Raw genomic sequence first — 23850 nt, forward strand, 5'->3', positions numbered from 1 at the left:
TTTCTAATGAGGTCCTAACTCTTCAATCAAATATCCGTTCGGATAAGTAGGGTTATTTCTTTTGGTTACGTAATAGGGAGTTTTCCGAGGCGGCCAAAAATATCTCAAGGCAAATGCCCTAAATTTTAAGACTGCGTAGGTCAGAGCTGCAATAATCGGATTAGCTTTCGGAAATCCCATAGCCTCTCTAAGAGGTTTATCCATAAGTGAATATACTGCATGATATACTAAATATTCCAGACCAGGGATTTTAGGAATTCTGGCAGAAGCGATCTTCATGGTAGCACGTGCTACTTGTTCGGAGTCAGCAGTGCGGCGAAATTTTTCCTTTTCGAAACGTAAATTGAACTCCAGCATTTCTTCGTAGGTTTCCGGAATATTTTTGATATTCATCATTTTTCCGATCCGTTTCCAGAGATAGAAATTGGCGAGTCTTTCCTTTTCGGTACTCTTTCTCCAGCCGAACTTTTGGTTCCATCGATCCGGCTCGAATATAAAAGTTGTAAGTGTATAAAGAAAGTCTTCGTTCTTGATATCATATTCTTTGTGGATCTGGTTCAGTCTTCTAATGGCTTCTCTTCCTCTTTCGCTGTCCAGTCCGTTCTCTATAAATTCTGCGAGGATAAGCGCGGTATCGTCATATCTTTTTTGTCCTGCAGATTCGAATCGTTTGGTTGTATTCAATATTTTTGAAATAGAGGGAATTGCAAATGTCCTGAAGAAAGATATTGCGAGTGAAATTTCCACATCCTGAGGAAAATCATAACTTCCCGAAAGGAATACGATCTTTTGCGCATCCTTCTCCGCATCTAATTCATTAATTTGTTTTAATATTTTCAAACGGTTGAACATCTGTTTATTTTTTCCTTTGATACCGAACTTTTGATTTATCTCTTTTTCGCACAGATGTTCGGTTAAATTTGAAACGCAAGTCTTTTATTATAATGCTTTTATTTCAAACAAAAGGGTTTTAGCACGCAGAGTCGCGGAGCCACAGAGGGTGGAGTTGTAGGAATTCCTACGTAAGTTAAAGTTTCCCCGCCCGCTTAGGGTGGGGGCCGGTGCGGTGGTACCCCGATGGAGTTATCATAAAAAGTGATTTCTTACAACCAGATTATTTTTTAGAAATGATGTAGGAACTCCTACATCATATTTACTCGCCAGCTTCTCCGTTTGCTCCCTTGCGAAATGTATCTTTGGGAAAATACAAAAAAATCCCGACGTTACCGCCGGGATTTTAGATAGGAAAGATTGTGGTCTATTCTTAGCCGTTAGACGGAACTGGGAAAAGTCCTTCGATAGAAAGATATCTTTCGCCAGTGTCGTAATTGAAAGTAAGAACTGTAGCTCCTTCCGGAAGCTCAGGAAGTTTTTTAGCAACCGCTGCAAGAGCTGCACCGGAAGATACCCCTAAGAAAATACCTTCTTCTTTTGCTGCACGAAGTGCATATTCGAAAGCCTCGTCCTTAGAAACTTGGATAACTCCGTCTAGTAGATCGGTGTGTAAGTTTTTAGGAATGAATCCAGCTCCAATTCCTTGGATGGGGTGTGGTCCAGGTTTTCCTCCGGAAATTACAGGGGAAGCTTCCGGCTCAACTGCGAATACTTTAGTTTTAGGGAACTTCTCCTTTAAAACCTTTGCAACTCCAGTGATATGTCCGCCTGTTCCTACTCCTGTGATCAGAGCATCCACTCCGTTAGGAAAATCTTTCAGGATCTCTGCAGCAGTTGTTTCAATATGAACTTTAATATTTGCTTCGTTCTCGAACTGTTGAGGCATCCAAGCTTTTGGATTTTCAGAGACCAGTTGTTTTGCTCTTTCGATTGCGCCAGGCATTCCTTTTTCACGAGGAGTTAGGTCGAATTCTGCGCCGTAAGCAGCCATAATTCTTCTTCTTTCCACACTCATAGACTCAGGCATAACCAGGATTAAACGGTATCCTTTAACTGCCGCAACAAGTGCCAAACCGATTCCAGTGTTTCCGGAAGTTGGCTCGATGATTACTGTATCCTTAGTGAGTTTTCCGCTTTTTTCAGCGTCCTCGATCATAGAAAGCGCGATACGATCCTTGATAGAACCGCCTGGATTGCTACGCTCTAATTTAGAATATACATTGTATTTAGATCCAAAGAGTCGGTTGATTTTTACGTGGGGAGTATTACCGATCGTCTCTAAGATATTATTTGCTTTCATTAGGAATTCCTACCTCTGGAGCTGAATTTTTGTGAACTTGTCAATATATTAAACATCTTTTTCAATATATCAAATGCGATCAATGAAAAAAGATCGAAACTGTCTGGATATTTCTAAGAAGATCTAAACTTCTTTCAAGACAATTCCGGCTAAAAAGGCTTCTGTTTCCGGTCCCCAAGAAAGTCCTAATCCTTTATAAACCGCATAAATACTAGAAATATGCACATTAGAATCACCAGGTGTGGCTGCATATCCTCGCACTTCTTTTCCATTCACTTCCAAGGCAGAAAGCGGGAATACAGCATGAGAAAAAATCCTGCCGTATAATCCGCGATCTCTTCCTGAAGAGAAAATTGAGTTCGTAGAAACAAGTTCTGTGATACTTAAGAATGGATCATTATTAATCTTTGAAACGAGCCATTCTTTAGTAATTTCTCTTTTTAAGCGGAGATGAAAACGGATCAGGTGCATATAAGGTGAGTTAATCGTTACGGAAGAAGATCCCAATTTGATCTTAAAACCTAAATCGTTATATACCTCGTTCAATAATCTTCCGTGGTGGGTTCCCGTTTCTGATTCAGGAAGAACAAGCAAAGGCCCAGTTACGTGAGGATCATTTTTGGCCATGTCCGCATCCCGTCTAATCACGAAAAAATCGGCTTCTTCGATGATACTTGCAAGTTCTTGCGGTTTTTCTGAATAGAAGGGCCTGAGTATTCCAGCTAATGTATGAGTGTTACATGTAGACACATGTATAAACTTAGGTGGATTTTTTTCTAAGAGAGGAGCGCTTTCCGGATATATAAATTGAGGTCCGAAAGAATGTTCACTTCCCTGAGCGATGAAAATTTTGATCAGATCGTAGATCTGTTCTGAGTATTCCGATTTTCTTTTGTCCGCAACTCCGGGAGGAGAAGAATCGCAAACCACCTGGCATTGGGACAATGCATCTTGCTTGGAGATCCATTCTGGAAAAAAGTCCCTGACCCTATTCGCACCGTCGTCTACTATGATCCCACCTTTTTCAAGCAGGGAAAGTATCTGAGGTATTTCGGATTTTTGTAATTTGTAGGGCTCCACAAATACTTGGAATCCGCCAAATTTATTCTTTAATAATAATAACAAAGAAGCCAGAGGCCAGCCTATGACCCCTGTCCCTCTTAGATATACTCCTGGAACTTTTGCTTCGCTCACATAGTAAAGTATTCAGCATATTCCCTAAACGTATAGGAAATTTTTAGAAAATTAAACTATGCTGATCCTATAGGAGAAATCATCCAAATAATTATTCTTATAGCTAACGTAATTTGCAGCGGTTCTCTCGATCAAATTCCTTTCTTCTTCCGTGATGTCTCTAATGATCTTTCCAGGAGATCCCATTACCATTACGCCTGGTGGAATAATTTTGCCCGGAGTTATCATGGCACCCGCGGCTACAAAAGAGTATTCTCCTAACTCAACCCCATCCATGATAATTGCTCCCATTCCTACGAACGAATTATTTTTAAGTTTGCATCCATGAAGAACAGCTCTGTGACCTACAGATACATTATCCCCTATTTCCACTGGATGAGTGTTTCTGGAAACATGAACTACTGTCATATCTTGTATATTTACATTGTCCCCGATACGAATATAATTCACATCTCCACGTATCAAAGTTTGGAACCAGATTGAAGAATCTTTTCCTATTACGACGTCCCCTACTACTAAAGAACCTGGAGCTAGGAACACTCCGTCTTTAAAGATAGGACGTTTACCCATATATTCTAATATATTTCCGGCTAGATGTACTTCTTGCATTGTTTTTCCCTCAATCGCAGTTCAATCTTACAACATTCCTTGAGCGACACAAGTCCAAAATATGGATGCTTTCTTTAACTAGGTCGCTCACGTATCGAAATTTAATTTCGCACAAATTTTAGAATTTCTATCTTTTCTAAAGATTGTTTTGAGGTCTTGTTCCATCCTGATCTTAAAAACCAATCTTCCATTTCGGTACCTAATTTTTCAGATTTGTTTTTTCCTACACTTTTCAGAATAGATAATGTGATAGGTTCATAACGCACTAAGGCAATAGATCCTCTTTTAGAAGAAAGAATTCTAGTTAATTTTGGTATATCTTTTAGAGTTCCTATCCTCATTACTTTTTTACGTAAAATTTCCTGACCAAATAACGCAGATATGCTTGGGTCAGTTGTAATGTAAATATCCGGATTCGAATCCAATAAGAATTCGTTGTATTTCACATATTCTTTGGAAAGTTTTTCCTGAGTTAAAAAGTAGATCTTAGAGAAGTATAAGGTCACTAAAAATAATATGTATGTCAAAACCCAAACAATCTTTGGAATTCTCTCTGAATTCTTTTTTGAGAAAAATAAAACAACAACCGGGACCATCAGCCAAGATAAATATCTAGTTCCCCAATCTATATTAGAATCGTTTGGAGCAAGATAAGCACCCAAAAAGAGGGAAATTAAAACTGAAAGGGAAAGTTTTCTTTCATATTTTTCGAGTTCTTTCCAGCGAATAAGAAAGTAGACCAACCAAAGTAATACCCAAGGGCAGAAATACAAAAATCCAATCCTTCCATGTCCGAAAATGAGTAGAGAAAAGTATTTTTCAAATCCTGTATCCCAGCCTATTTTCGCATTGGTTTCTATTCTTGTTCCCAAAGCAGAACCGTACAGATAATAATTTAGAATTCCGTAAAATATGATCCCGATACCTGTTCCAATGAGTAGAACCAGTCTGTCCTTATCTCTTACAGAAACTTCCGCTCTTCCTTTATAAATGAATTCGAATAGATGAAGTACGCCCAATAAGAAATACAAAATTGCATTTTCTGGTCGGAAGAAAAATCCGAGTCCAACAAAAAAACCTATAAAAATTCCGAGCGGCCTATTCTTTACAGGGCAGGCGTAAAACGTAAGACCAACACAGGTTAGAAGAAATGTAATGGAATAATCAGGAAATAATGCAGAATGAAAAAAAGTAGGCCCAATGCTTAAAAAAAGAACGGAAGCCCACCTCAAATTTAATTCGAATTTTAAGAAAAATACTCCGATCCAAAAGAACAAAATAGAAACATAAAATAGAAAACTATAATCTCCTAATAGACCAAACAAAGAAGCAAATAGAGAGAATGCTACAGGGAATGGACCGGAAATCCCGTTTTCTCGATGCACCTGCCAACTTGGAAAAAAATTGCATCCGCCTAAATCTTCTAAAATTTTGCAGCTGAAGTATTGGCTTTTGAATCCTGAATCTACGAATGCCTGTGCCTGGACGATTTTGTTTTGGTTATCTGAAACTAAAACTGAATTTGCATCTATCTTGAATATGAATAATGCTGTGAATATAATACAGCTAAGTGGAAATAAAAACTGAAGTTTTGAAATTAGATTTTTTCTGCCAATTTTATCCAAGGAAAAGTATATCCTTTATTTTCGAATCGGAATATATAACCCTCGAAAATCTTATATTTCAACTTTTTTTTGAATAAAATCTACTTTGCCCATTTTCTATCCATTCATACCTTAGCTTATAATGTTCTCATTGAAAAAAGAGTTCGGAGAGAAGGAAAAAAAATTTGACCGAAAGAAATTCGCTCAGATAATTTCGATCTCTCTAGTAGCCGGTTTTACCTTGGCGGCTATTATTCGGATCTGGTTTATTTTTCCGTTTGTCCCAGAAACGGAAGAAATGTCTCCAGCTCTCCCAAAGGGAAAGAGAATTTATATCTCCCGATTTGTTCGGGATTCATCCTTGTTTTTAGGTGATGTGGTCCTAGTCGAACATCCTACCCAAAAAGGAAAAGTAGCGCTTGTACGTATTATGGGAAAATCAGGAGACCAGATCTCTATCAAGGATAAGATTCTTTATAGAAACGGTATCTCTGAGGCTCAGGAAAAATCAGACTTCTCCTTACAATTCAAGGATGTTAGACCAGCTTTCTCAGAAACATACTCTAACCGGGACAATCTTTCTAACCTTACTATAGAAGATCGAAATTACTTTTTACTATGCGATAACCGAGATGACTGCGTGGATTCCAGAGATTTCGGCCCCTTACCTTTTGAAAAGATCCTAGGCAAAGTCCTGTAAATCAACCCTAGAATCCGTTACAAAATTCACCAAAAAACGGATTTTCAGGATGGTTTTGTTATAAAAACATGTATTTGAGAGCTTACAGCTCCTCGTTTTATCAAATAACATTAAGGAAATAAAGGGAAGAAAATGACAAGAATCGCTATTAACGGTTTTGGCCGAATCGGTCGCTTGGTATTCCGTTCCGGGATCAAAGACCCAAATATTGAATTTGTAGCAATTAACGACCTAGTAACCCCAGACAACCTGGGATATCTTTTAAAATACGATTCTACTCATGGACGTTTTAACGGAACCGTTTCTCATACTGACGATGCATTGATCGTAGATGGCAAAAAAGTTCTTTGTGTATCCGAAAGAGATCCAGAAAAACTCCCTTGGAAAGATCTAAAAGTGGACTATGTGATCGAATCTACTGGTCTATTCACTGACAGAGTCGGCGCTGAAAAACATATCAAAGCAGGCGCTAAAAAAGTAGTGATCTCCGCTCCTGCAAAAGACAAAGACATCCCTACTTTTGTAATGGGAGTAAATAACGAGAAATACGATCCAAGCAAGGATCATGTTGTTTCCAACGCTTCCTGCACTACTAACTGTTTGGCTCCAATCACTAAAGTAGTTCTAGACAATTTCGGGATTGAAGAAGGTCTAATGACCACTATCCACGCTACTACTGCAACTCAACCTACTGTTGACGGTCCTTCTAAAAAAGACTGGAGAGGTGGAAGAGGCGCAATGCAAAATATCATCCCGGCTTCTACAGGTGCTGCTAAAGCGGTTGGTCTTTGTATTCCTGAAGTAAATGGAAAGCTTACTGGTATGTCTTTCAGAGTTCCAACTCCAGACGTTTCTGTTGTGGACTTAACTGTTAGAACTACTAAAGAAACCAGCTTAAAAGAAATTTCTGCAAAAATGAAAGAAGCTTCTGAAGGTGCAATGAAAGGAATTTTAGGATACACCGATGAGATGGTTGTTTCTAACGACTTCTTAAGTTCTACCCTATCTTCTATCTTCGATGCGGACGCTTGTATCGAGTTGAATTCCAGATTTTTTAAATTGGTTTCCTGGTATGATAACGAGATGGGTTACTCTAACAGAGTTCTAGACCTAATCCGTTACATGGCTAAAAAAGGTTAATAAATGCAAATACCCCAGTTACCTAGACTCGAAAACGAGGACGTCAAGGGGAAACGAGTTTTTCTGAGGGTCGATTTTAACGTCCCTCTGGATAACGGAAAAGTTACCGACAAGACTCGAATTGAAAAGACTCTTCCTACAATTGAACTTTTGGTAAAAAAAGGTGCTAGGGTGGTGATCGCAAGCCACCTTGGTCGGCCTAAAGGTAAACCGGATCCTCAATACTCTATGGAACCAGTTTACGAAGTTTTTAAAGGTTTAGTTAAAACTTCCGTAATATTCTCCAAAGACGTGATCGGAGAAAATGTCGTAAAACTTTCCAAGGAACTTAAAGACGGCGAGATCCTGGTCCTTGAAAATTTACGTTTCCATAAAGAAGAAGAAGAGAATAATGCTGCTTTTTCCAAAAGTTTAGCTGCTCTTGCTGATGTTTATGTAAACGACGCATTCGGTGCAGCTCATAGAGCCCACGCTTCTACGGAAGGAATTGCCCATCTTCTGCCTTCTTTTGCAGGTTTGTTGATGTATAAAGAGATCACCGAACTTTCTTCCCTTCTTTCCCGCCCCGCAAAACCTTTCGTAGCAATCATCGGAGGTTCCAAGGTTTCTTCTAAGATCAGTGTGATTAAAAACCTGATCGAAAAAGTAGATCATATTTTGATCGGCGGAGGAATGGCTTACACATTCCTGAAATCCAGGGCCATTCCAGTCGGAAATTCATTAGTTGAAAAAGATTTCGAAGTAGAAGCTTTCCAACTGATTGAAAGAGCCGGAGTCGCAGGTGTAGATTTTCAACTTCCTGTGGATCACGTGATCGCTGATAAATTTGATGCGAACGCAAAGACCAAAACCGTAGACAAAATGGGGATTTTGGACGGTTGGATGGGAATGGATATCGGTCCTAAGACGATTGCAAATTACGAAAAAGTAATTAAGAATGCGGCAACCATCGTTTGGAATGGACCAATGGGAGTTTTTGAATTCGATAAATTCGCACCTGGAACTATGGCAATCGCAAAAGCGGTTTCTAAGTCTAAGGCCAGAACTGTCGTAGGTGGAGGAGATTCCATCGCTGCGATCAATAAGGCGAAAGTCGAAGATAAGATCACTCACGTTTCTACTGGAGGAGGAGCCTCCTTAGAATTTTTAGAAGGTAAAAAACTCCCTGGAGTTGTTGCTCTTCTAAAACAATAATCTAAAGAATTAAAGGAAATATATATGCGCCCTAAAATTATCGCTGGTAACTGGAAAATGAATCTTTCCGAAAAGGAAGCATTGGCACTCGCAAGCGGCCTAAAGGAAAAGTCTTCTTCTCTCCCAGATAATAAAAAGGCGGTTGTATTTCCTTCTTCTATTCATCTTGCTGCAGTTGCTCGAATATTAGAAAATTCGAAAATTGCAGCAGGAGCACAGAATATCTACCCTGCTCCTCTTACTGCTATGACTGGAGAAACAGGTCCAGACCAACTTTCAGAATTAGGGATAAAATTTGCACTTGTTGGGCACTCTGAAAGAAGACAATTCTTGGGTGAAACAAGCGTATTCTGCAATCAAAAGATCTCTTACCTTACCAAACATGGTTTCACCGCTGTGTATTGTGTAGGAGAAACTTTGGCAGAAAGAGAATCTGGCAAAACCTTTGAGGTCCTTCAAAAACAGATCCAAGAAGGTTTAGGTTCAATCGAAAGTGATCAATTCTCTCGTATTTGGGTGGCTTACGAACCTGTTTGGGCGATCGGAACCGGCAAAGTAGCGACTCCTGCTCAAGCACAAGAAGCTCATGCATTTATCAGAAAAGAGATTTCCGGATTATTCCAAAATGGAAAAACAATCTCTGATGTTATGCCTATCCTTTATGGCGGTTCAGTAAAAGCCGATAACGTGAAGGAACTACTATCCCAAGCGGACATAGATGGTGGGCTCGTAGGTGGGGCCAGCCAAAAGCTGGAAAGTTTCTTAGCTTTATTCTAATTTATTACTACCGTCATAGAGTCCGCTTTGGAAACCCCGAAACGGCTTGTCAGCCTAGGGCTTGGCGGTAGTTTGGATTTAAAGCGGATTATTTCGCCAAAAAACATACCTTTTTACCTTTAGGAATTCGACTCATGGGCTTTATCACCGGAACCATCCTTGTTCTTTTCGTTTTCGTCAGTCTATTTTTGATCCTTCTTGTCATGATCCAAACAGGCAAAGGAGGAATGGGTGGAGTTCTTGGTGGAGGAGCAAGCCAATCTGTTTTCGGTTCCTCTACTGCGGATGTTTTAACTAAAGCAACCAGAGTTGCTGGACTCACTTTTTTGGCACTGTCATTGATTCTTTCTTTCCTTTTTGCGAAGACTAGCGGATACAATACCACTCCAACGCCTGAGATCCTTCCTCCACCTGTTGCGGAAGAGGCCCAGGGCAACCAAGGAGGGACAAATGCCCAAGAATCCGCGCCTACTACCGCACCTAACACTCCAGCTCCAGCGCAACCTAAACCTTAATTTTTATCTCTTTCCGAAGACGGTTCTGAGAGCCGTCTTCATTTCGCTCCTTCTTCTCCTTTCCTTAATTCCTTCCATCGCTCAGAACCAAGATGCGACAAAATCCCAGAGCGGAACTGCTTCTTCTACCCAAATGTTGAACCAAAGGATCTTGCGCGCTTATGAAAGCCTAAGTGTTGCGAGAGAACTTTTAAAATTTGAAAGAATGGAAGCTCTACCGATCGGGACCTTGGTAACTTGGGTGGGAAATTTTCCAAACCGTAAAGGTGTGAAGATTACTAAGTTCTCTGTGACCCAGTCTACTACTCCTGGCGGGATAGAAAGAGCAGAAGAAAAGTCCATTCTTCTGGAATTTAACGGTTCCACTCTTTCTAAGGTGGTTTCAGAAATTAAAACTGCGAATTATTCTGCAGAAGATACGATCATGATCCGCATGACGGACACTACCCCTTTGGATAATAACGTGGATGATCTGGTCATCTATGCGGATAAGAACGGAAAAGAGGCAGAATATCCTCTGAATTACCTACCTGATGAGGGGGTAAACCGGGATAGGTCCGAGTTTAAGAAAGAATTTTACTTAAAGCTGATCGAGGATTTTTTTGTGCACGTTCTAAGACTTCAGGAAATGCAGTCTCAACATTCTTCCAGAAATCAAAAAAAATTACTGCAAAGTTATAAAGAATCCCTAGAATATTGATCCGGATGTCATCCCTAATGGAAAACCTCCACGAAAGAGCGGAGGAACTCCAAGCAATTCTAGACGGAATCACAGAGCCCTTAGTTTTAATAGACTCGGGCTTCAGGGTCCGTCGTGTAAACAAGGCCACTCTTGAATTTTCGAGTGAGCCCGACTTCCCTTCTATCCTCGGCAGAAAATGTTACGAAATTCTCTACAACCGTTCTGCAGTCTGTCCTTACTGTCCGATGAAGGATCATCATGAAAACGAACCTGACTTTGACGCACAATTCGAAGGTAAGGGAGAAGTTGGACGCGAAATTTTTCACGTAGCCAATGACCAAAAGGAAACATTATACTTAGATTTTTTCCCAATTCGTAAGGACGGGAGTATTGTCTCCATAGTGGAGAAAATCAGCAATATCACTCGTATCAAAGAAAAAGAAGAAGAAAACCTTAGAATACGTAACCTTGCTTCTCTTGGTATTTTTATCTCTGGTGTTGCTCATGAGTTGAATAACCCACTCACAGGTATGAGTCTTACTCTGCAAAACTTGATGAATAATTTATCCAGCATGGATCCGGCTTTTTTCCGTAAAAGATTGGAGATGATCAAAGAAGATCTTACACGCGCTGCAATGATCGTTTTAGATGTGATCAGTTTTGCTAAACCGGATAAGTTAGTTACTACTACCGCAGATATTCATGAAACCATAATGAAAGCAAAGGATTCTGTGACTTGGGTTTATCCTGTTCTTTCTAAAAATACTGAATGGGAAATTTTAAGCGAACCTGGTATGACCTTCCAATTCAATCCGGTCAAGATGGAGAGATTGTTCATCAATCTATTCAAAAACTCTCTACAAGCTTACGATTATGGAGAAGGTAAGATCAAAGTAGAAGTCAGACGTACTCGTAATATGATGCATATTTTTGTGGAGGACACGGCCGGAGGAATTCCAGAAGATATGCTGGATAAAATTTTCTCCCCGTTCTTCTCTAAAAACAAGTCAGGGATCGGGACTGGTCTCGGACTTTCTATCTGCCACTCAATCGTAAGAGAACATTCCGGAGAATTAACTGTTCGCTCTTATGATAGAAGGACCAGATTTAAAATTTCTCTTCCATTAGTACAGCCCAAAGGAAACTAAATTGTCCAAACATCGTATCTTAGTAGTAGAAGATATACATTCCATCCGGGAAGCGGTTAAAGATATCCTGGTCCGAGATTACGAAGTTTTCGATGCGGAAAATTACGATGAGGCAGTCAAAATTCTTTCTAATGAACATATTGATCTGGTCATCACTGATATTCGTATGCCAGGAAAGTCAGGATTAGATCTGATCAAGACAATCCAAAAGGAATATCCTTCTGTCCAATATTCCTTGATGACCGCTTATAATATTAATGATTATATCAATTTCGCTTATCAACACGATATTTGGAATATCATTCCTAAATATTCCTTCTTGGACATTAATCTGATCACTGTGATGGTCAAAAAACTTTTGCAGAAAGATATCTTCGGAGTAGAAAAGTATTTCGGCCCGGATTTTAAGATTATAGAAGGAAACATAGATGAAGATTTTTTAGTTCCGCCGGAAAACGGGATCGTATTCCGTAAGATCAGTTCCGACAAGGACCGCAATTATATCTGTAATCGTGTTGGTAAATTCCTGATCGAAAAAGGCGCCCCTAATGCAGTCCAGCAAATCCTAGAAGAACTGACTTCTAATGCGATGATCCGCGCACCAAGAGACTCTAAGGGGAATTCCAAATACCAATATGAGCTCCCTTCGCGAGATCTTTTGGTTCCATTGGAGCATATACAACTCGCAGAAACGGATTATTTCGAAATAGGTTATGGAATCGCGGAGAATTCTTATATTGTAGTAGTCCGAGATCATTTCGGTTCTTTGAATAAAAAGGAAATTTTAAAACGTTTGGACAGACATATCACTGTGGACAGCCCTAGTGGTTTGCCTGCGGGTCTTGCGGATTCGCATGGTCGTGGTTTGTATATTTGTAGAGAGATCTCGGATCAGTTGATCTTTAATATTGAGAAGGACACACGGACTGAGATCATCGCACTATTGGATAAACAAACGAATAAAGGTTATAAATCTTTATCCATTTACGAAGTTTGAGGCGCAGAGGAAGAAGAGTCGCTGAGATTTTCTCACACAGAGCCGCTGAGACGTGGAGTTTTTCAAGCAGTAAGGTTTTTCTATAAAGTAATTCATTTTTTCAGTTTCTAACAATGTTGTAGGAACCTCCTACAGAAACGTTATAAACACAGATTCATAATTGTAAACGATGTTGGAATTCCTACAAACTCAACTCTCTGCGACTTGGCGCCTCTGCGTGCCAATAACGCTGCGTCTCTAAAACCTATCTCACCAATTCTCGATAAAGAACGATATCGGATCCGCCTTCCAAGAAAGCTTCTCCTTTGCGACCAGACGAATAAAAGCGAAATGGTTTTTCTCCGGAGCGGATCTTTTCTTCTTTAAGAATGTAACCTTCTTCATCTAAGAAGAATAAATTTCCTTCCCATTCTCCTGCAAACCATGATCCGGAATGAAATACTGTTTGGTAAACTGACTGTGCCTTGTTTCGATTTTTTTCGAAGAGTACTTTTCCTGATTTAGAATATAAGGTCAATTTATCGGAGAAACCTACAAGCACTCCGCCTTTATCTGAAACAGCAAGATTTACTTTATATGGGATCACTCTACCAAGATTCCACTCTTCTGATTCGGATCCATCTCTATCATATACTCGGATAAAGTCTCGATTGTTTTTTAGAAAATGAACTGCGATCTTCTGCCCATTTGCCGAAACAGAAAGGCTTTTTGCAAATACAGGTTCCTTCTCCCCTAATATAGCTTCGAAAAGTTTTTCTCCTTTACCATCTAAAAGGAATAATTCCCCACCTGAAAACAGGACTGCAGTTTCTCCATTAGAAATTCCTTTAGGAGCAAATGAGATGTCCGTTAAAAATCTTCCGTCTAATTTTTTCGCACCCAAAGAATTACCGTTAATATCAGAAACTAAAACTTGGTTATTATCTCCGGATAAAAACAATACAAGATTTCCATCTGGATGAATACGAGGATAACTTTTGTAATCTTTGGTCCAAAGAAGTTCTCCTGCTTCTGAAAAAAATTCTACAGAACTTCCTATTTTTTTATAAGCTAAATATCCTTTGGCTCTTAGCGGATATTCTATTCTGAGAGAATCGTCTGTTGGAATAGATTCTCCCCAAGGAATTCGAATATAAGAAGTTTTAGTTTTATATCCGTTGATAATTCTTTCCGGATCAAAATCACTACGAGGATCTGGAAAACTTGCTAACTTTGATTCTTTATTCCAATACCAAGTTTTTTGTACGGTTCTTGCCGACTCATATGGATTTCCTAAAAAATAATAAAATCCTAAAAAGAATACTAAACTTAGGGCCAGAATCCTGGAGATCATACAAGTTTCCTCAATCGATTGTACATTAGATAAAGAGAAGTAGCAGCCACCACTTCTCTAAAAAGCTCCCTCTTAAAAGGTAGAAAGAGTTCCTTCACTTCTGTTTTTTCGCCCTTGATATGGGTTCCTATAAATACTGTTCCAACTTTTTTTGTAGGAGTTCCACCACCAGGACCGGCAATCCCAGTAATACTAATTGAAAGATCCGTTCCAAGTAACCTTGCTCCATTATCTGCCATTTCTATCGCTGTTTCTTCACTCACTGCACCGTGAGCTTCGAGGGTTTCTTTTTTAACCCCAACTACATTTTCCTTGATCAGATTAGAATAGCTGACCACGGAACCTAAGAAATAATCCGAAGAGCCAGCACGATCCGTAAGTATTTTAGCAGCAAGTCCGCCCGTGCAACTTTCTATCGTTCCGATAGTGAGCTTTCTTTCTGATAGAAGTTTAGGAAATTCTTCGAATAAGTCCCCTGTACAAAGTCCGCGATATTTCTCTTTGGTCCTTTGGATCAGTTCTTCCACTAAACTTTTGTTTTCGGATTGATAGGTGACCCGGATAAATCCTTTTTTCGCGGCTACACCCCAGACAGCTTTTCCACTTTTCAAAGGTTCGATATCTATTATAAATTCCTGTTGGAATAAAGACTCGCTCATACCCCAGATAAACAGAAAATCTGAGTATAGTTCTCCAGAATGGAATTGTTTTTGGATAAGTGGAACCAATTCCTCTTTAAACATTGTCACCATCTCAGAAGGAACTCCAGGCATACACGCCAAGTAAGCTCCTGGTTGGAGTTCCGACCAAAACCCCGGAGCAATTCCTACAGAGTTATTCAAAACGGTTGAATTAGATGGAATAGAAACCTGTCTTAATGCAGTGGTTAGAGCCTCTTGGAATCCTTTTCCTCGGAGTCTGTACAACGTTTGTAGCCTATCATGTGCCTTTTCATTTAAGACAGGTTGAGAAGAAGTAAGATCGCATACTACTTCTAATGTATAATCATCTTCAGTAGGTCCGAGACCACCGGTCATCACAAGAAGAACTGGATTTTCTTTAGACGCTCCAGAAGCTAAATTTTTTAGTTCATCGGTGATCAGCTTAGGATCATCTGGCAATACTAGGAACTTTTCAGTAGAATATCCTAATCCAAAAAGTTCATTTGCTATCCATGAAGAATTTGTGTCTTGGCTTCTTCCCGCTGTAAGCTCTGAACCTGTGGAAATGACTGTGACTCTAGGAGGATTCAATCTTCTTTCTCCAGTCTCTCCGGAGCAGAAACTCCAAGTAGAGCTAAACCTTCTGCAAGTACGACACGGACAGATTGGCAAATTCTTGCGAGTCCCAATCTTGTAGACTCATCTGCATCTTTTAGTCTATTATTCTTTGTTATATAGAATTGAGTGAATGCTCTTGCAAGATTTTGCAGATAATTTGCGATCCTATGCGGCTCTAAGGTTGCAGCAGCATCTAACACTTCTTCCGGGAAACGAGAGATCCAGAAAAGAAGTCTTTTTCTCTCTTCGGTCATTTCAAGATTTTCTAATGCGTTTGCATCCGAGTTCGTCCCTACTTCTCTAAAGATAGAACAAACCCTCGCATGAGCATATTGTAAATAGAATACAGGGTTCTTATCAGACTCATCTTTTGCAAGATCGAGGTCAAAGTCCAGAGGAGAATCCAAAGACCTCATCGTGAAGAAATAACGAGCCACGTCCTTTGCATGTTTCCCTAAATAGCCCAGAAGATCTTCCATTGTCTGGAATTCTCCTGCACGTTTACTCATCTTCATCTTCTGCCCAGCCATAAGAAGGTTGACCTGTTGAGCGATAATCACTTGGAAATTTTCTTTAGGATAACCTAATGCTTGAACTGCACCTGCAAGTCTTGCTATATATCCGTGATGATCAGGACCCCAGATATCAATGATCTTCTCATATCCTCTGGAAATTTTGTCATTATGATATGCTATGTCCGCGAGAAGGTATGTAGGACGTCCGTCGTCCCTTACCACCACGCGATTTTTATCGTCTCCATAGCCTTCTGATTTAAAGACCTGCTTTCCTTCTTCCTCAAATACTTTGCCGGATTTTTTTAGGCTCTCAAGAACTCCCAAAACTTTCCCAGACTCATGGAGTGTAGTTTCAGAAAAAAATCTATCGAAACCTACCCCGAATAGATCTAGATCTTTTTTCTGCCAGATCAAGTTAGATTCGACTGTCCAACGGGAACATTTTTCTGCGAGCGCTGAATATTCCTTTTTATCTATGTGAGCCTTAATCTCTTTTTCAGTATTCGGATTTTCTAATAATTGTTTTGCGATGATATTAAGGTAATCCCCTCTATAACCTTCTGCAGGGATCACATTATTAGAAAGTAGCTCCTCAATGGTTCTTCCGTCTTCTGCATTCTCTTGGATAGAAGAAGGTTCTCCCAGAGCTTCTCTAATACGCACCATAGTGGACACACCTAGTAAAAACACCTGGTTTCCATAATCGTTTACATAAAATTCTTTATCTACTGAGTGACCGACTGCCTTAAGAAGATTTGCAAATGCTTCGCCAGTTGCAGCAGCTCTTGCGGAAACAATATTTAATGGTCCTGTAGGATTCGCGCTTACGAATTCTAAATTTACTTTTTTAGGATTTTCTAATTTAGGAAAAATGTCTTTTTTCTGGATCGTATTTTCTAAGAAACGGATCAAGAAAGATGGAGAGATCCTGAAGTTCACAAAACCTGGAGGAGTAAAATCTACTTTCTCGAATAGATCAGACTTTGCTTGCAGATAACCTACAAGAAGAGCGGCAGAGTCTAAAGGTTTTTTGCCAAGCAGTTTTGAATTTTCCAGAGCGAAAGAAGTGGAATAATCTCCAAAGGATTCTTCTCTGGAATATTCTATCCGGATCCTGAGGTCCCCAAAAGAAACGTTAGGCGCTTCTTTTTCACAATAAAGTTTTACTCCTTCCTTTAAAGCTTCTAAAACTAGTTGTTTAAGAGTTTCCGTTTCTTTCATTCTATCTTTTGTAATGTCCTATTTTTTAGGGGAATTATCATCCCAATCCGGAAACAACCTTTTGCTTCCGATCAGTTTCCAGCTTTTATCCAGGGCCCCGAGAACCAGATTTTTCTCCCTGAAGATACATTCAAGATATTGGCAATTTCTACCGGCCTCGGCCATTACTGGACGAGGTGGGACATCCTTCTTCCCCCATCTTTCCTGAAGAATGATGAGAAAAATTAGCCCGACGGTATAGATGAGTAAAAATGCCGTTTTAAAAAGTTTGTCCAAGATTTTCCCCCAAGGAATCGTACAACATAGCTTCAGATTTAAGTCTTCTTCCAAGAAGAGGTTTTAAGGCTCGGTTGCTTAAGCTATCCGCCTCCTTCAGGAGTTCAAGGGAAATCTTTTTGTCTTTCAAGTCTCTGTATCTCAATGCCAGACAATCTTGGACGAATAATGCAAGCCCATACTTGTCCGGTTTAGGATTTCCACAATCTCCACAGACTATCTCAAAATGGGTTTCGTCCAAACTACAAGACTGGATCTCCGAGAGATTTTTTCCACAGCTTGCGCATTCCATCTCCTTCGCTAAGAAGCCGCCCACATATAATAATTTCAGTTTGAAAAAAGGCAAGAATACAGGTTTATAACCATCCTCATCCAGTTCCTTTAAAGCCCCGAGAAGAAGTTTATATTCCATTGGATGAGAACCTCCTTCCGTTAAGAAGGAAGAAACAAGTTCCACCAGATAAGAAACCAAAACGGTGCCTGAATATCCTGTCTTTGCCTTATCGAATCTTCTGATTAGCCCAATCTCTTTTACGTTAAACGTCTCTCGACCTTGCGTGAAATAATAATCTAATACAGTAAGAGATCCAGGTTCTACCGCAGCGATAGGTCTTGTTTTACTTTTTTTGATCCCTTTGACTCGGAAACTTCCCACTTCTCCTTCTTCTGGCAGAAGGCGAAGGAATGCATCTCCTTCCGGAAGGATGCGACTTTCCATCACGATTCCTGTAGTCTTTTTTAAGGCCCCAGGATTAGATCCAGGCATAGATCCTCCTTTTCCTTCATTAGAGCCTCGTCTTCTTCTCCCCGTTCATGATCATAGCCGATTAAATGTAAAAAACCGTGAACGAATAATCTGAAAAATTCATCCTCTTCACTATGACCTATGTTCTTTGCTTGAGCCATGCATGTGTCCCAAGAAATCACTATCTCTCCTAAACTCAAGATTGGCCCGAAATTTTCTTTTTTGTTCGGGGGAAGTTCCCAAGGAGTTAGATCAAAACTTAAAGGAAAGGAAAGAACATCAGTTGCATAGTTTTTCCCTCTGCGAACCCGATTCAATTCCTGAATCGATTCATCATCGGTCAGAACCAAAGAGATATGTGTAGTAATATTAGGAAAAGAGAATGCACTTAAAATTTCCCAACGAGACTCAAGAGCAGATTCAGATAACCAAGAAGGAAGAGAATTCGGATCGAAATCCGAAGAAAATTCGAACAAGTTCAGTGACTCTTAGGGGCGTGTTTCCCCAGGATATTTTTGTTCTTCTCCTCTAAGGCCTTAGTATCCTCAGGTTTAGGATATTTGGGTCTAGAGTGAAGACTTGAAAGAAGAACTTCTTTGAAAGAATATTTTACAACTTCTAGATCTCCTAAAGTAAGCCCACATTCGTCCAATTGGTTTTCTGCCAATTTTCCGTTCACGATCTTTGTGATCAGAGCATCCAATGATTCAGGAGTTACTTCTTCCAAAGATCTACTTGCCGCTTCCAAGCTATCAGCAATCATCACGATCGCGGTTTCTTTTCTTTGCGGCTTAGGGCCCGGATATTGGAAGTCTGCTTTTTTCAGTTTTTTCTTCTGAGAAGGAGAAAGTTCCGCAAGAGCTTTATGATAGAAGAACGCCATAGTAGAAGTTCCATGATGTTCCGGAATAAAATCGATCACTTCTCTAGGAAGTCTCGCCTTCTTCGCCATCTCTATTCCGTCTAAGACATGATCGATCACTATCTTTGCAGCTTTCGCAGGATTATTCTTATCTATATTTTCCTTTTTAGGGATCAAATGTTGGTTCTCAACGAAGAATCCAGCGTTAGGGATCTTACCAATATCATGAAAATACACACCCACTCTTGTTAAAAGCCAATCAAGTTCCAAATTCTGGGCGGCCCTTTCAGACATAGCAGCCACCAAAAAAGTATGGGTATAAGTAGAAGGTGCTTTGGTTAACAAATCCTGCAACAACGGGTGACCGGTATCAGCAAGTTCCAACAGCTTAAATCTGGTAGGAATATTGAACACATACTCATAGATAGGAAGAAGTAACTGAGTTAAAGTGGAACAAACAAAGCCATTCACTAAACATAATAAATACAATTTGAATATATTCGATTCCCAAAGGTCCCTCAAATGAGAACCGGAAGGAACTGCTACCCAATAATTTCGGGAATCAAACAAATATCCTGAAGAAGAGATCAACATTTGGACCAAGGCCATATAGAACCCGGCCTTGATAAAATCGATCCTCTTTCTCATTTTTCTACCGTAAGTAGCCGCGACTACGGTCATCACAAAAGCTAAAATGAAAGAAGTAGGATTGTATCTTGAAGCGGCAAACACAAAGAAGGAAAGGAAAAACCCTATTGCGATCGACAATTGCTCGTCATAGATCATGGAGAGAATTAGACAAACCATCCCTGTCGGAATCACAAGTGCGAAGTAAAATACAGAATCGTAACTATTTTCAAAACTGAAAAATGCCTTGGATGCCAAGTAAGCCCATAACACCAAAGACCAGATCAAAGTGAACACAATCACGTTACTCGAAACATCGTTCAGACGTTTCGGATTATATTTTTTTAAGAACGCATATACTATAATTACAAAAATAGATTGGATCAAAAGAATAGATGCTATAGAGGCAACATTTGCACGAGTTGCATATCTATTTACTATTAGCAATTTCTGATAGATATCAGGAGTGATTGTCTCCCCCGCTTTCACTATGGTTTCGCCAGCATTGATTCTGCTGCTTACAGGCTCCGTCCTATCCACAACGGCTTGTTTTTGATTTTTGGTTTCTTCGGCATTATAAGTACAAGCTGGATTAGAATACACATAAGTGAGTGCAAGTTTTTGGATAATAGAAAGAAGTTGGGGATCTGTGGCTTGTAACTTCTCAGCAGCTAAACGGTTCAGGGTATCAATGGTTGCACTATCCCTGTATAGATACATACGAGGGATTACAAGCGCACCTTCGACAGACGAGATCTGCTCTTTGTTTCCACTCGCTCCAGAATTCCGGATTCTTGCTTCTGCAGCACGAATCGCGGAATAATCGCCTGGTTGATCCCTTAAAATACAAAAATTCGAAAAAACTAAATTACTGTATTGTTGGACTAGATCTCTAACTCTAGATTTTCCGGGAGTTTTAAGTAATAGATCCAACTCTTCTTTGGATCTATTCTTCCATCTTGGGACGACTGCCAACAACTCTGCAGAGGTTTTCACTTCTCCAGTTGGCTTTGGTTCCCTGTATCTCTCCATATCCTCTTGGATAGCAGGGCGAATGACTTCTATTAGAACTCTATAATCTCTATCAAAAAAATTCGGAGCAGATTGGAAGGCCTTTAATTTTTTGGCCTTTGTTTTTTCTTCGTCTTCGTAAACAATATCTTTTGTGGAGACAACTTTATCCAAAGCATTCTTGCCTTCGGAATAAGGACCGTCTTGAGAAAGATTAATTTTGTCCTGACCAAAAAATGGGATCGCGAGCATCCAAGTCACAATGATCAAAGTGATCGCAGTGAGGATTACCTGGAATTTTCGGACGAAAGAAATTGGACGGATCTTGGTCAAAGTGTCCGTGATCCAAGCCATCCCTCTTTCTAAAAGTGATCCCAAAGGAAACATTACAATTCCTCGAACTTCCTCACGATGGTTTCTACCAAAGGATGTCTAGTGATATCTTCTTTTCCGAAAAATACCTGTCCAATTCCTTCGGTCTGTCTGAACAAGTTTACCACACGATCGAATCCGGATCTACCATGTTCTAAGTCGACTTGGGTCACGTCCCCAGAGATACACATCCTGGAATTACGCCCCAAACGGGTCATAATCATCTTAAGCTGAGCAAGAGTACAGTTTTGAGCCTCGTCCAAAATGATAAAACTTTTGGAAAGAGTCCTACCTCTCATGAATGCAACGGGTGCGATCTCAATTTTAGTAAGTGCAATATATTCTTGGGTCTTTTCGAAACCGATACATTCGTTCAAAGCGTCATATACTGGACGAAGGTACGGATCCACTTTTTGATTTAAGTCACCTGGCAAAAATCCAAGATTTTCTCCTGCTTCTACCGCAGGTCTTGTCAAAACGATCTTATCCACGATCCCATTCTGCAAAAATCTACAAGCCATTGCAACTGACAGGAATGTTTTTCCGGTTCCCGCAGGACCAATCCCGAAAGTGATCAGATTATTCAAGAAAGATTGAATATACTTTTCCTGGTTTTTAGTCCTGGAATAGAGATGTTTTCCCTTGTATGTAGTGAGAATTTTTTCGTTAGGTTTGAAGGGCTCATCGTCAGACTTACGCTCTTCCTTCTTCTTTTCCCGAGTGGCTTGTTTAAGAAGATAACCGAAATCGAATTGGTCCGTAAAATCACGGTCCGGCCTGTCCCGATAATTGGTTTCCAATAATCTGAAAAAATCTAAGGCGAATTCTACCTTTGTAGGAACTCCTTCCACCTGGAAACCGTTCCCTCTCGGGATTAGATCGATCTCCAATTGTTTTTCCAAATTTTTGACACCTGTATCGTTGATCCCGCAGATCTTACGATACAGGTCTTGGTTTTCGAAAGTAAATTGTTCTTTCCTGATACGATTAAACCTTTATCAACCTAAGCTTCAATTCTTGGAGCTGTTTCTCTTCCACTTCAGACGGACATTCGCTCATCAAACAAACACCTTTCTGCGTTTTAGGGAAAGCGATCACATCTCGGATGGATTTTCCGCCAGTCAAGAGCATCATGATCCTATCGATACCGAATGCAATCCCTCCATGAGGAGGTGCCCCATATTCCAAGGCCTCCAATAAGAAGCCGAATTTTTCTTTAGCTTCCTCTGGTCCGATCCCCAAAGTGGAGAAGACCCGAGTCTGCACATCTTTGGAATGGATACGAATGGAACCTCCACCGATCTCCACACCATTTAGCACCAGATCATAGGCTTTCGCGAGTGCATTTCCCGCTTCTTTTTGGAGTCTTTCCTCGGAAGAGAAAATTTCCAAACTGGAATCTCCAGGAGAAGTGAACGGATGGTGCAAGGAATCCCAGCGTTTGCTGTCCTTGTTCCACTCGAACATCGGAAAGTCCACGATCCAGGAAATATGAAAGCTTCCTTCTGCAGGTTTGTCAAATCTTTCCGAAAGTTTCAGACGCAGAGCGCCTAGAGAATGGTTTACGATTTCTCTTTCATCCGCTCCGAAAAAGACCATGTCTCCTTCTTTTGAGCCGACTGAGTTTGCAATTTTAGAAAGAGCTTCTGGAGTGAATCTTTTTGTAATAGTAGATTCCAATCCTTCTGCCCCGTGTTTCATGTAGGCAAGGCCTTTTGCTTTATAATCTCTGTTCAACCAAGCAGTCAGATCTTCGATCTCTTTTCTGGAAATCACAGAACCGCCAGGAACACAAACCGCTTTTACTACTCCGCCGCTTGCAACCGCACCTGCAAATACTTGGAAATCTGAATCTTTTACGATTTCCGAAACATCTACCAGTTTCATTCCGAAACGAAGGTCCGGTTTATCGGAACCGTATTCTTCCATGGCTTGTTTATAAGGCATTCTGGAGAATGGACCCTTGAAATCTAAAGAGAACACATCCTTCATAATCTTGGAGAATAGTCCTTCGATCTCGGAAAGGATCTCTTCTTGGGAAACAAATGAGAATTCCATATCAAGCTGAGTGAACTCAGGTTGTCTGTCTGCCCTTAAGTCCTCATCTCTGAAACATTTTACGATTTGGAAATATCTCTCCATACCGCCTACCATCAGGATCTGTTTAAAGATCTGAGGAGATTGAGGAAGAGCATAAAATGAATTCGGATTTAAGCGAGAAGGTACCAAAAAGTCACGTGCTCCTTCTGGAGTGGACTTGTTCAGGATCGGAGTTTCAATCTCTACGAACTTACGAGAATTTAGATAATTACGAATTGCGAATACGAACTCATGACGTTTTATCATTCTGTTCTTGAGCTCGTCTCTTCTGAAATCCAGGTACCTGTATTTGAGCCTGTTTTCTTCAGAAATCTCTTCAAATTCATCCAGGGAGAATGGAGGAGTTTTTGCAGAGTTCAGAATGATGAGTTGGTCTACAACAAGTTCAATCGTCCCAGTTTTCATCTTGGGATTGATACTTTCTGCATCCCTTTTTTTAAGTTTTCCCTGGACCGCTATCACATACTCGGAGCGGATCTTTTCTGCCGCAGCAAAGTTTTCTCCCAGGATTTCTTTACGTAGTACTACTTGCAAGATCCCTGTTCTATCACGAAGATCCACAAAGATGACTCCGCCTTGGTCCCGGAATCGGAAAGACCAACCGAATAGAGTGAGAGTTTTTCCTTCTTGGGCTTCGGAAACTTCTCCTGCCCAGGCTCTTGATTTATAACCTTCTAAAATCCAATCTTCCAAAGAAATTCCATTTCCTTATTATATAATATAATAACTCGTTCCGAATATTTTCGGAGCAAAC

21 protein-coding genes are annotated in these 23850 nt (G+C 40.2%); 8 read left to right on the forward strand and 13 right to left on the reverse strand.

Annotation, left to right across the window (positions count from 1 at the left end):
* Positions 1–3: 3 nt before the first annotated feature.
* The 5 genes from B1C82_RS05445 to B1C82_RS05465 all read right to left on the reverse strand — a co-directional run bounded on the left by B1C82_RS05445 (position 4) and on the right by B1C82_RS05465 (position 5622).
* Positions 4–852, reverse strand: a complete 849-nt coding sequence (locus B1C82_RS05445; protein WP_086446589.1) for an oxygenase MpaB family protein — start codon at positions 850–852, stop codon at positions 4–6.
* A gap of 412 nt (positions 853–1264) precedes the next feature.
* Entirely contained in the window at positions 1265–2194 is a 930-nt protein-coding gene (gene cysK / locus B1C82_RS05450; protein WP_086446590.1) for a cysteine synthase A, read from the reverse strand.
* A 123-nt stretch (positions 2195–2317) separates the two neighbouring features.
* Positions 2318–3388: a hypothetical protein gene (locus tag B1C82_RS05455; RefSeq protein WP_086446591.1), complete on the reverse strand. Its 1071-nt coding sequence runs from the start codon at positions 3386–3388 to the stop codon at positions 2318–2320.
* A gap of 51 nt (positions 3389–3439) precedes the next feature.
* Positions 3440–3997: a gamma carbonic anhydrase family protein gene (locus B1C82_RS05460; protein ID WP_086446592.1), complete on the reverse strand. Its 558-nt coding sequence runs from the start codon at positions 3995–3997 to the stop codon at positions 3440–3442.
* A gap of 101 nt (positions 3998–4098) precedes the next feature.
* Positions 4099–5622 carry an LA_3751/LA_3752 family putative glycosyltransferase gene (locus B1C82_RS05465; RefSeq protein ID WP_234008432.1) on the reverse strand — a complete coding sequence of 508 codons (1524 nt, stop codon included), beginning with the start codon at positions 5620–5622 and terminating at the stop codon, positions 4099–4101.
* Positions 5623–5743: 121 nt separating this feature from the next.
* On the opposite strand from B1C82_RS05465, the gene lepB reads away from it, so the two are divergent.
* From lepB to B1C82_RS05505, 8 genes are all read left to right on the forward strand, one after another.
* On the forward strand, positions 5744–6301 hold the full coding sequence (lepB, locus tag B1C82_RS05470; RefSeq protein WP_086446593.1) for a signal peptidase I: 558 nt from the start codon (positions 5744–5746) through the stop codon (positions 6299–6301).
* Positions 6302–6433: 132 nt separating this feature from the next.
* The gene (gene gap / locus B1C82_RS05475; RefSeq protein ID WP_086446594.1) at positions 6434–7441 is read left to right on the forward strand and encodes a type I glyceraldehyde-3-phosphate dehydrogenase; all 1008 of its coding nucleotides are present in this window, start codon (positions 6434–6436) and stop codon (positions 7439–7441) included.
* Between the two features lie 3 nt (positions 7442–7444).
* The gene (locus B1C82_RS05480) at positions 7445–8635 is read left to right on the forward strand and encodes a phosphoglycerate kinase (RefSeq protein ID WP_086446595.1); all 1191 of its coding nucleotides are present in this window, start codon (positions 7445–7447) and stop codon (positions 8633–8635) included.
* A 24-nt stretch (positions 8636–8659) separates the two neighbouring features.
* Entirely contained in the window at positions 8660–9412 is a 753-nt protein-coding gene (tpiA, locus tag B1C82_RS05485; RefSeq protein WP_086446596.1) for a triose-phosphate isomerase, read from the forward strand.
* Positions 9413–9546: 134 nt separating this feature from the next.
* Positions 9547–9927, forward strand: coding sequence for a preprotein translocase subunit SecG (gene secG / locus B1C82_RS05490; RefSeq protein ID WP_086446597.1), 381 nt, complete (start codon positions 9547–9549; stop codon positions 9925–9927).
* A 25-nt stretch (positions 9928–9952) separates the two neighbouring features.
* Positions 9953–10627, forward strand: coding sequence for an endostatin-like outer membrane lipoprotein LenA (gene lenA / locus B1C82_RS05495; RefSeq protein ID WP_086446908.1), 675 nt, complete (start codon positions 9953–9955; stop codon positions 10625–10627).
* A gap of 5 nt (positions 10628–10632) precedes the next feature.
* Positions 10633–11757, forward strand: coding sequence for an LIC_12097 family sensor histidine kinase (locus B1C82_RS05500; RefSeq protein WP_086446598.1), 1125 nt, complete (start codon positions 10633–10635; stop codon positions 11755–11757).
* 1 nt (position 11758) lies between these two features.
* A complete protein-coding gene (locus B1C82_RS05505; protein ID WP_086446599.1) occupies positions 11759–12754 on the forward strand; it encodes a response regulator transcription factor in 996 nt (331 codons plus the stop codon).
* Positions 12755–12998: 244 nt separating this feature from the next.
* Here B1C82_RS05505 and B1C82_RS05510 read toward each other — a convergent pair whose 3' ends face one another.
* The 8 genes from B1C82_RS05510 to aspS form a co-directional block, all read right to left on the reverse strand.
* The gene (locus B1C82_RS05510; protein ID WP_086446600.1) at positions 12999–14087 is read right to left on the reverse strand and encodes a TolB-like translocation protein; all 1089 of its coding nucleotides are present in this window, start codon (positions 14085–14087) and stop codon (positions 12999–13001) included.
* The gene (locus B1C82_RS05515) at positions 14084–15340 is read right to left on the reverse strand and encodes a nicotinamide-nucleotide amidohydrolase family protein (protein WP_086446601.1); all 1257 of its coding nucleotides are present in this window, start codon (positions 15338–15340) and stop codon (positions 14084–14086) included. The genes B1C82_RS05510 and B1C82_RS05515 overlap by 4 nt, the downstream gene beginning before the upstream one ends.
* Positions 15337–17103, reverse strand: coding sequence for an arginine--tRNA ligase (argS, locus tag B1C82_RS05520; protein ID WP_086446602.1), 1767 nt, complete (start codon positions 17101–17103; stop codon positions 15337–15339). Before argS ends, B1C82_RS05515 begins: the two co-directional genes overlap by 4 nt.
* A gap of 259 nt (positions 17104–17362) precedes the next feature.
* Entirely contained in the window at positions 17363–18145 is a 783-nt protein-coding gene (recO, locus tag B1C82_RS05530; protein WP_086446604.1) for a DNA repair protein RecO, read from the reverse strand.
* A complete protein-coding gene (gene ybeY, locus B1C82_RS05535) occupies positions 18118–18519 on the reverse strand; it encodes an rRNA maturation RNase YbeY (RefSeq protein ID WP_199775816.1) in 402 nt (133 codons plus the stop codon). The genes recO and ybeY overlap by 28 nt, the downstream gene beginning before the upstream one ends.
* 83 nt (positions 18520–18602) lie before the next feature.
* The gene (locus B1C82_RS05540; RefSeq protein WP_086446606.1) at positions 18603–21011 is read right to left on the reverse strand and encodes an HD family phosphohydrolase; all 2409 of its coding nucleotides are present in this window, start codon (positions 21009–21011) and stop codon (positions 18603–18605) included.
* A complete protein-coding gene (locus tag B1C82_RS05545; protein WP_086446607.1) occupies positions 21011–21979 on the reverse strand; it encodes a PhoH family protein in 969 nt (322 codons plus the stop codon). The genes B1C82_RS05540 and B1C82_RS05545 overlap by 1 nt, the downstream gene beginning before the upstream one ends.
* Positions 21980–21983: 4 nt before the next feature.
* Positions 21984–23789, reverse strand: coding sequence for an aspartate--tRNA ligase (aspS, locus tag B1C82_RS05550; protein ID WP_086446608.1), 1806 nt, complete (start codon positions 23787–23789; stop codon positions 21984–21986).
* Positions 23790–23850: the final 61 nt, after the last annotated feature.

Origin of the sequence: Leptospira venezuelensis (genome assembly GCF_002150035.1) — a bacterium.
In the GTDB taxonomy this organism is placed as follows: domain Bacteria; phylum Spirochaetota; class Leptospiria; order Leptospirales; family Leptospiraceae; genus Leptospira_B; species Leptospira_B venezuelensis.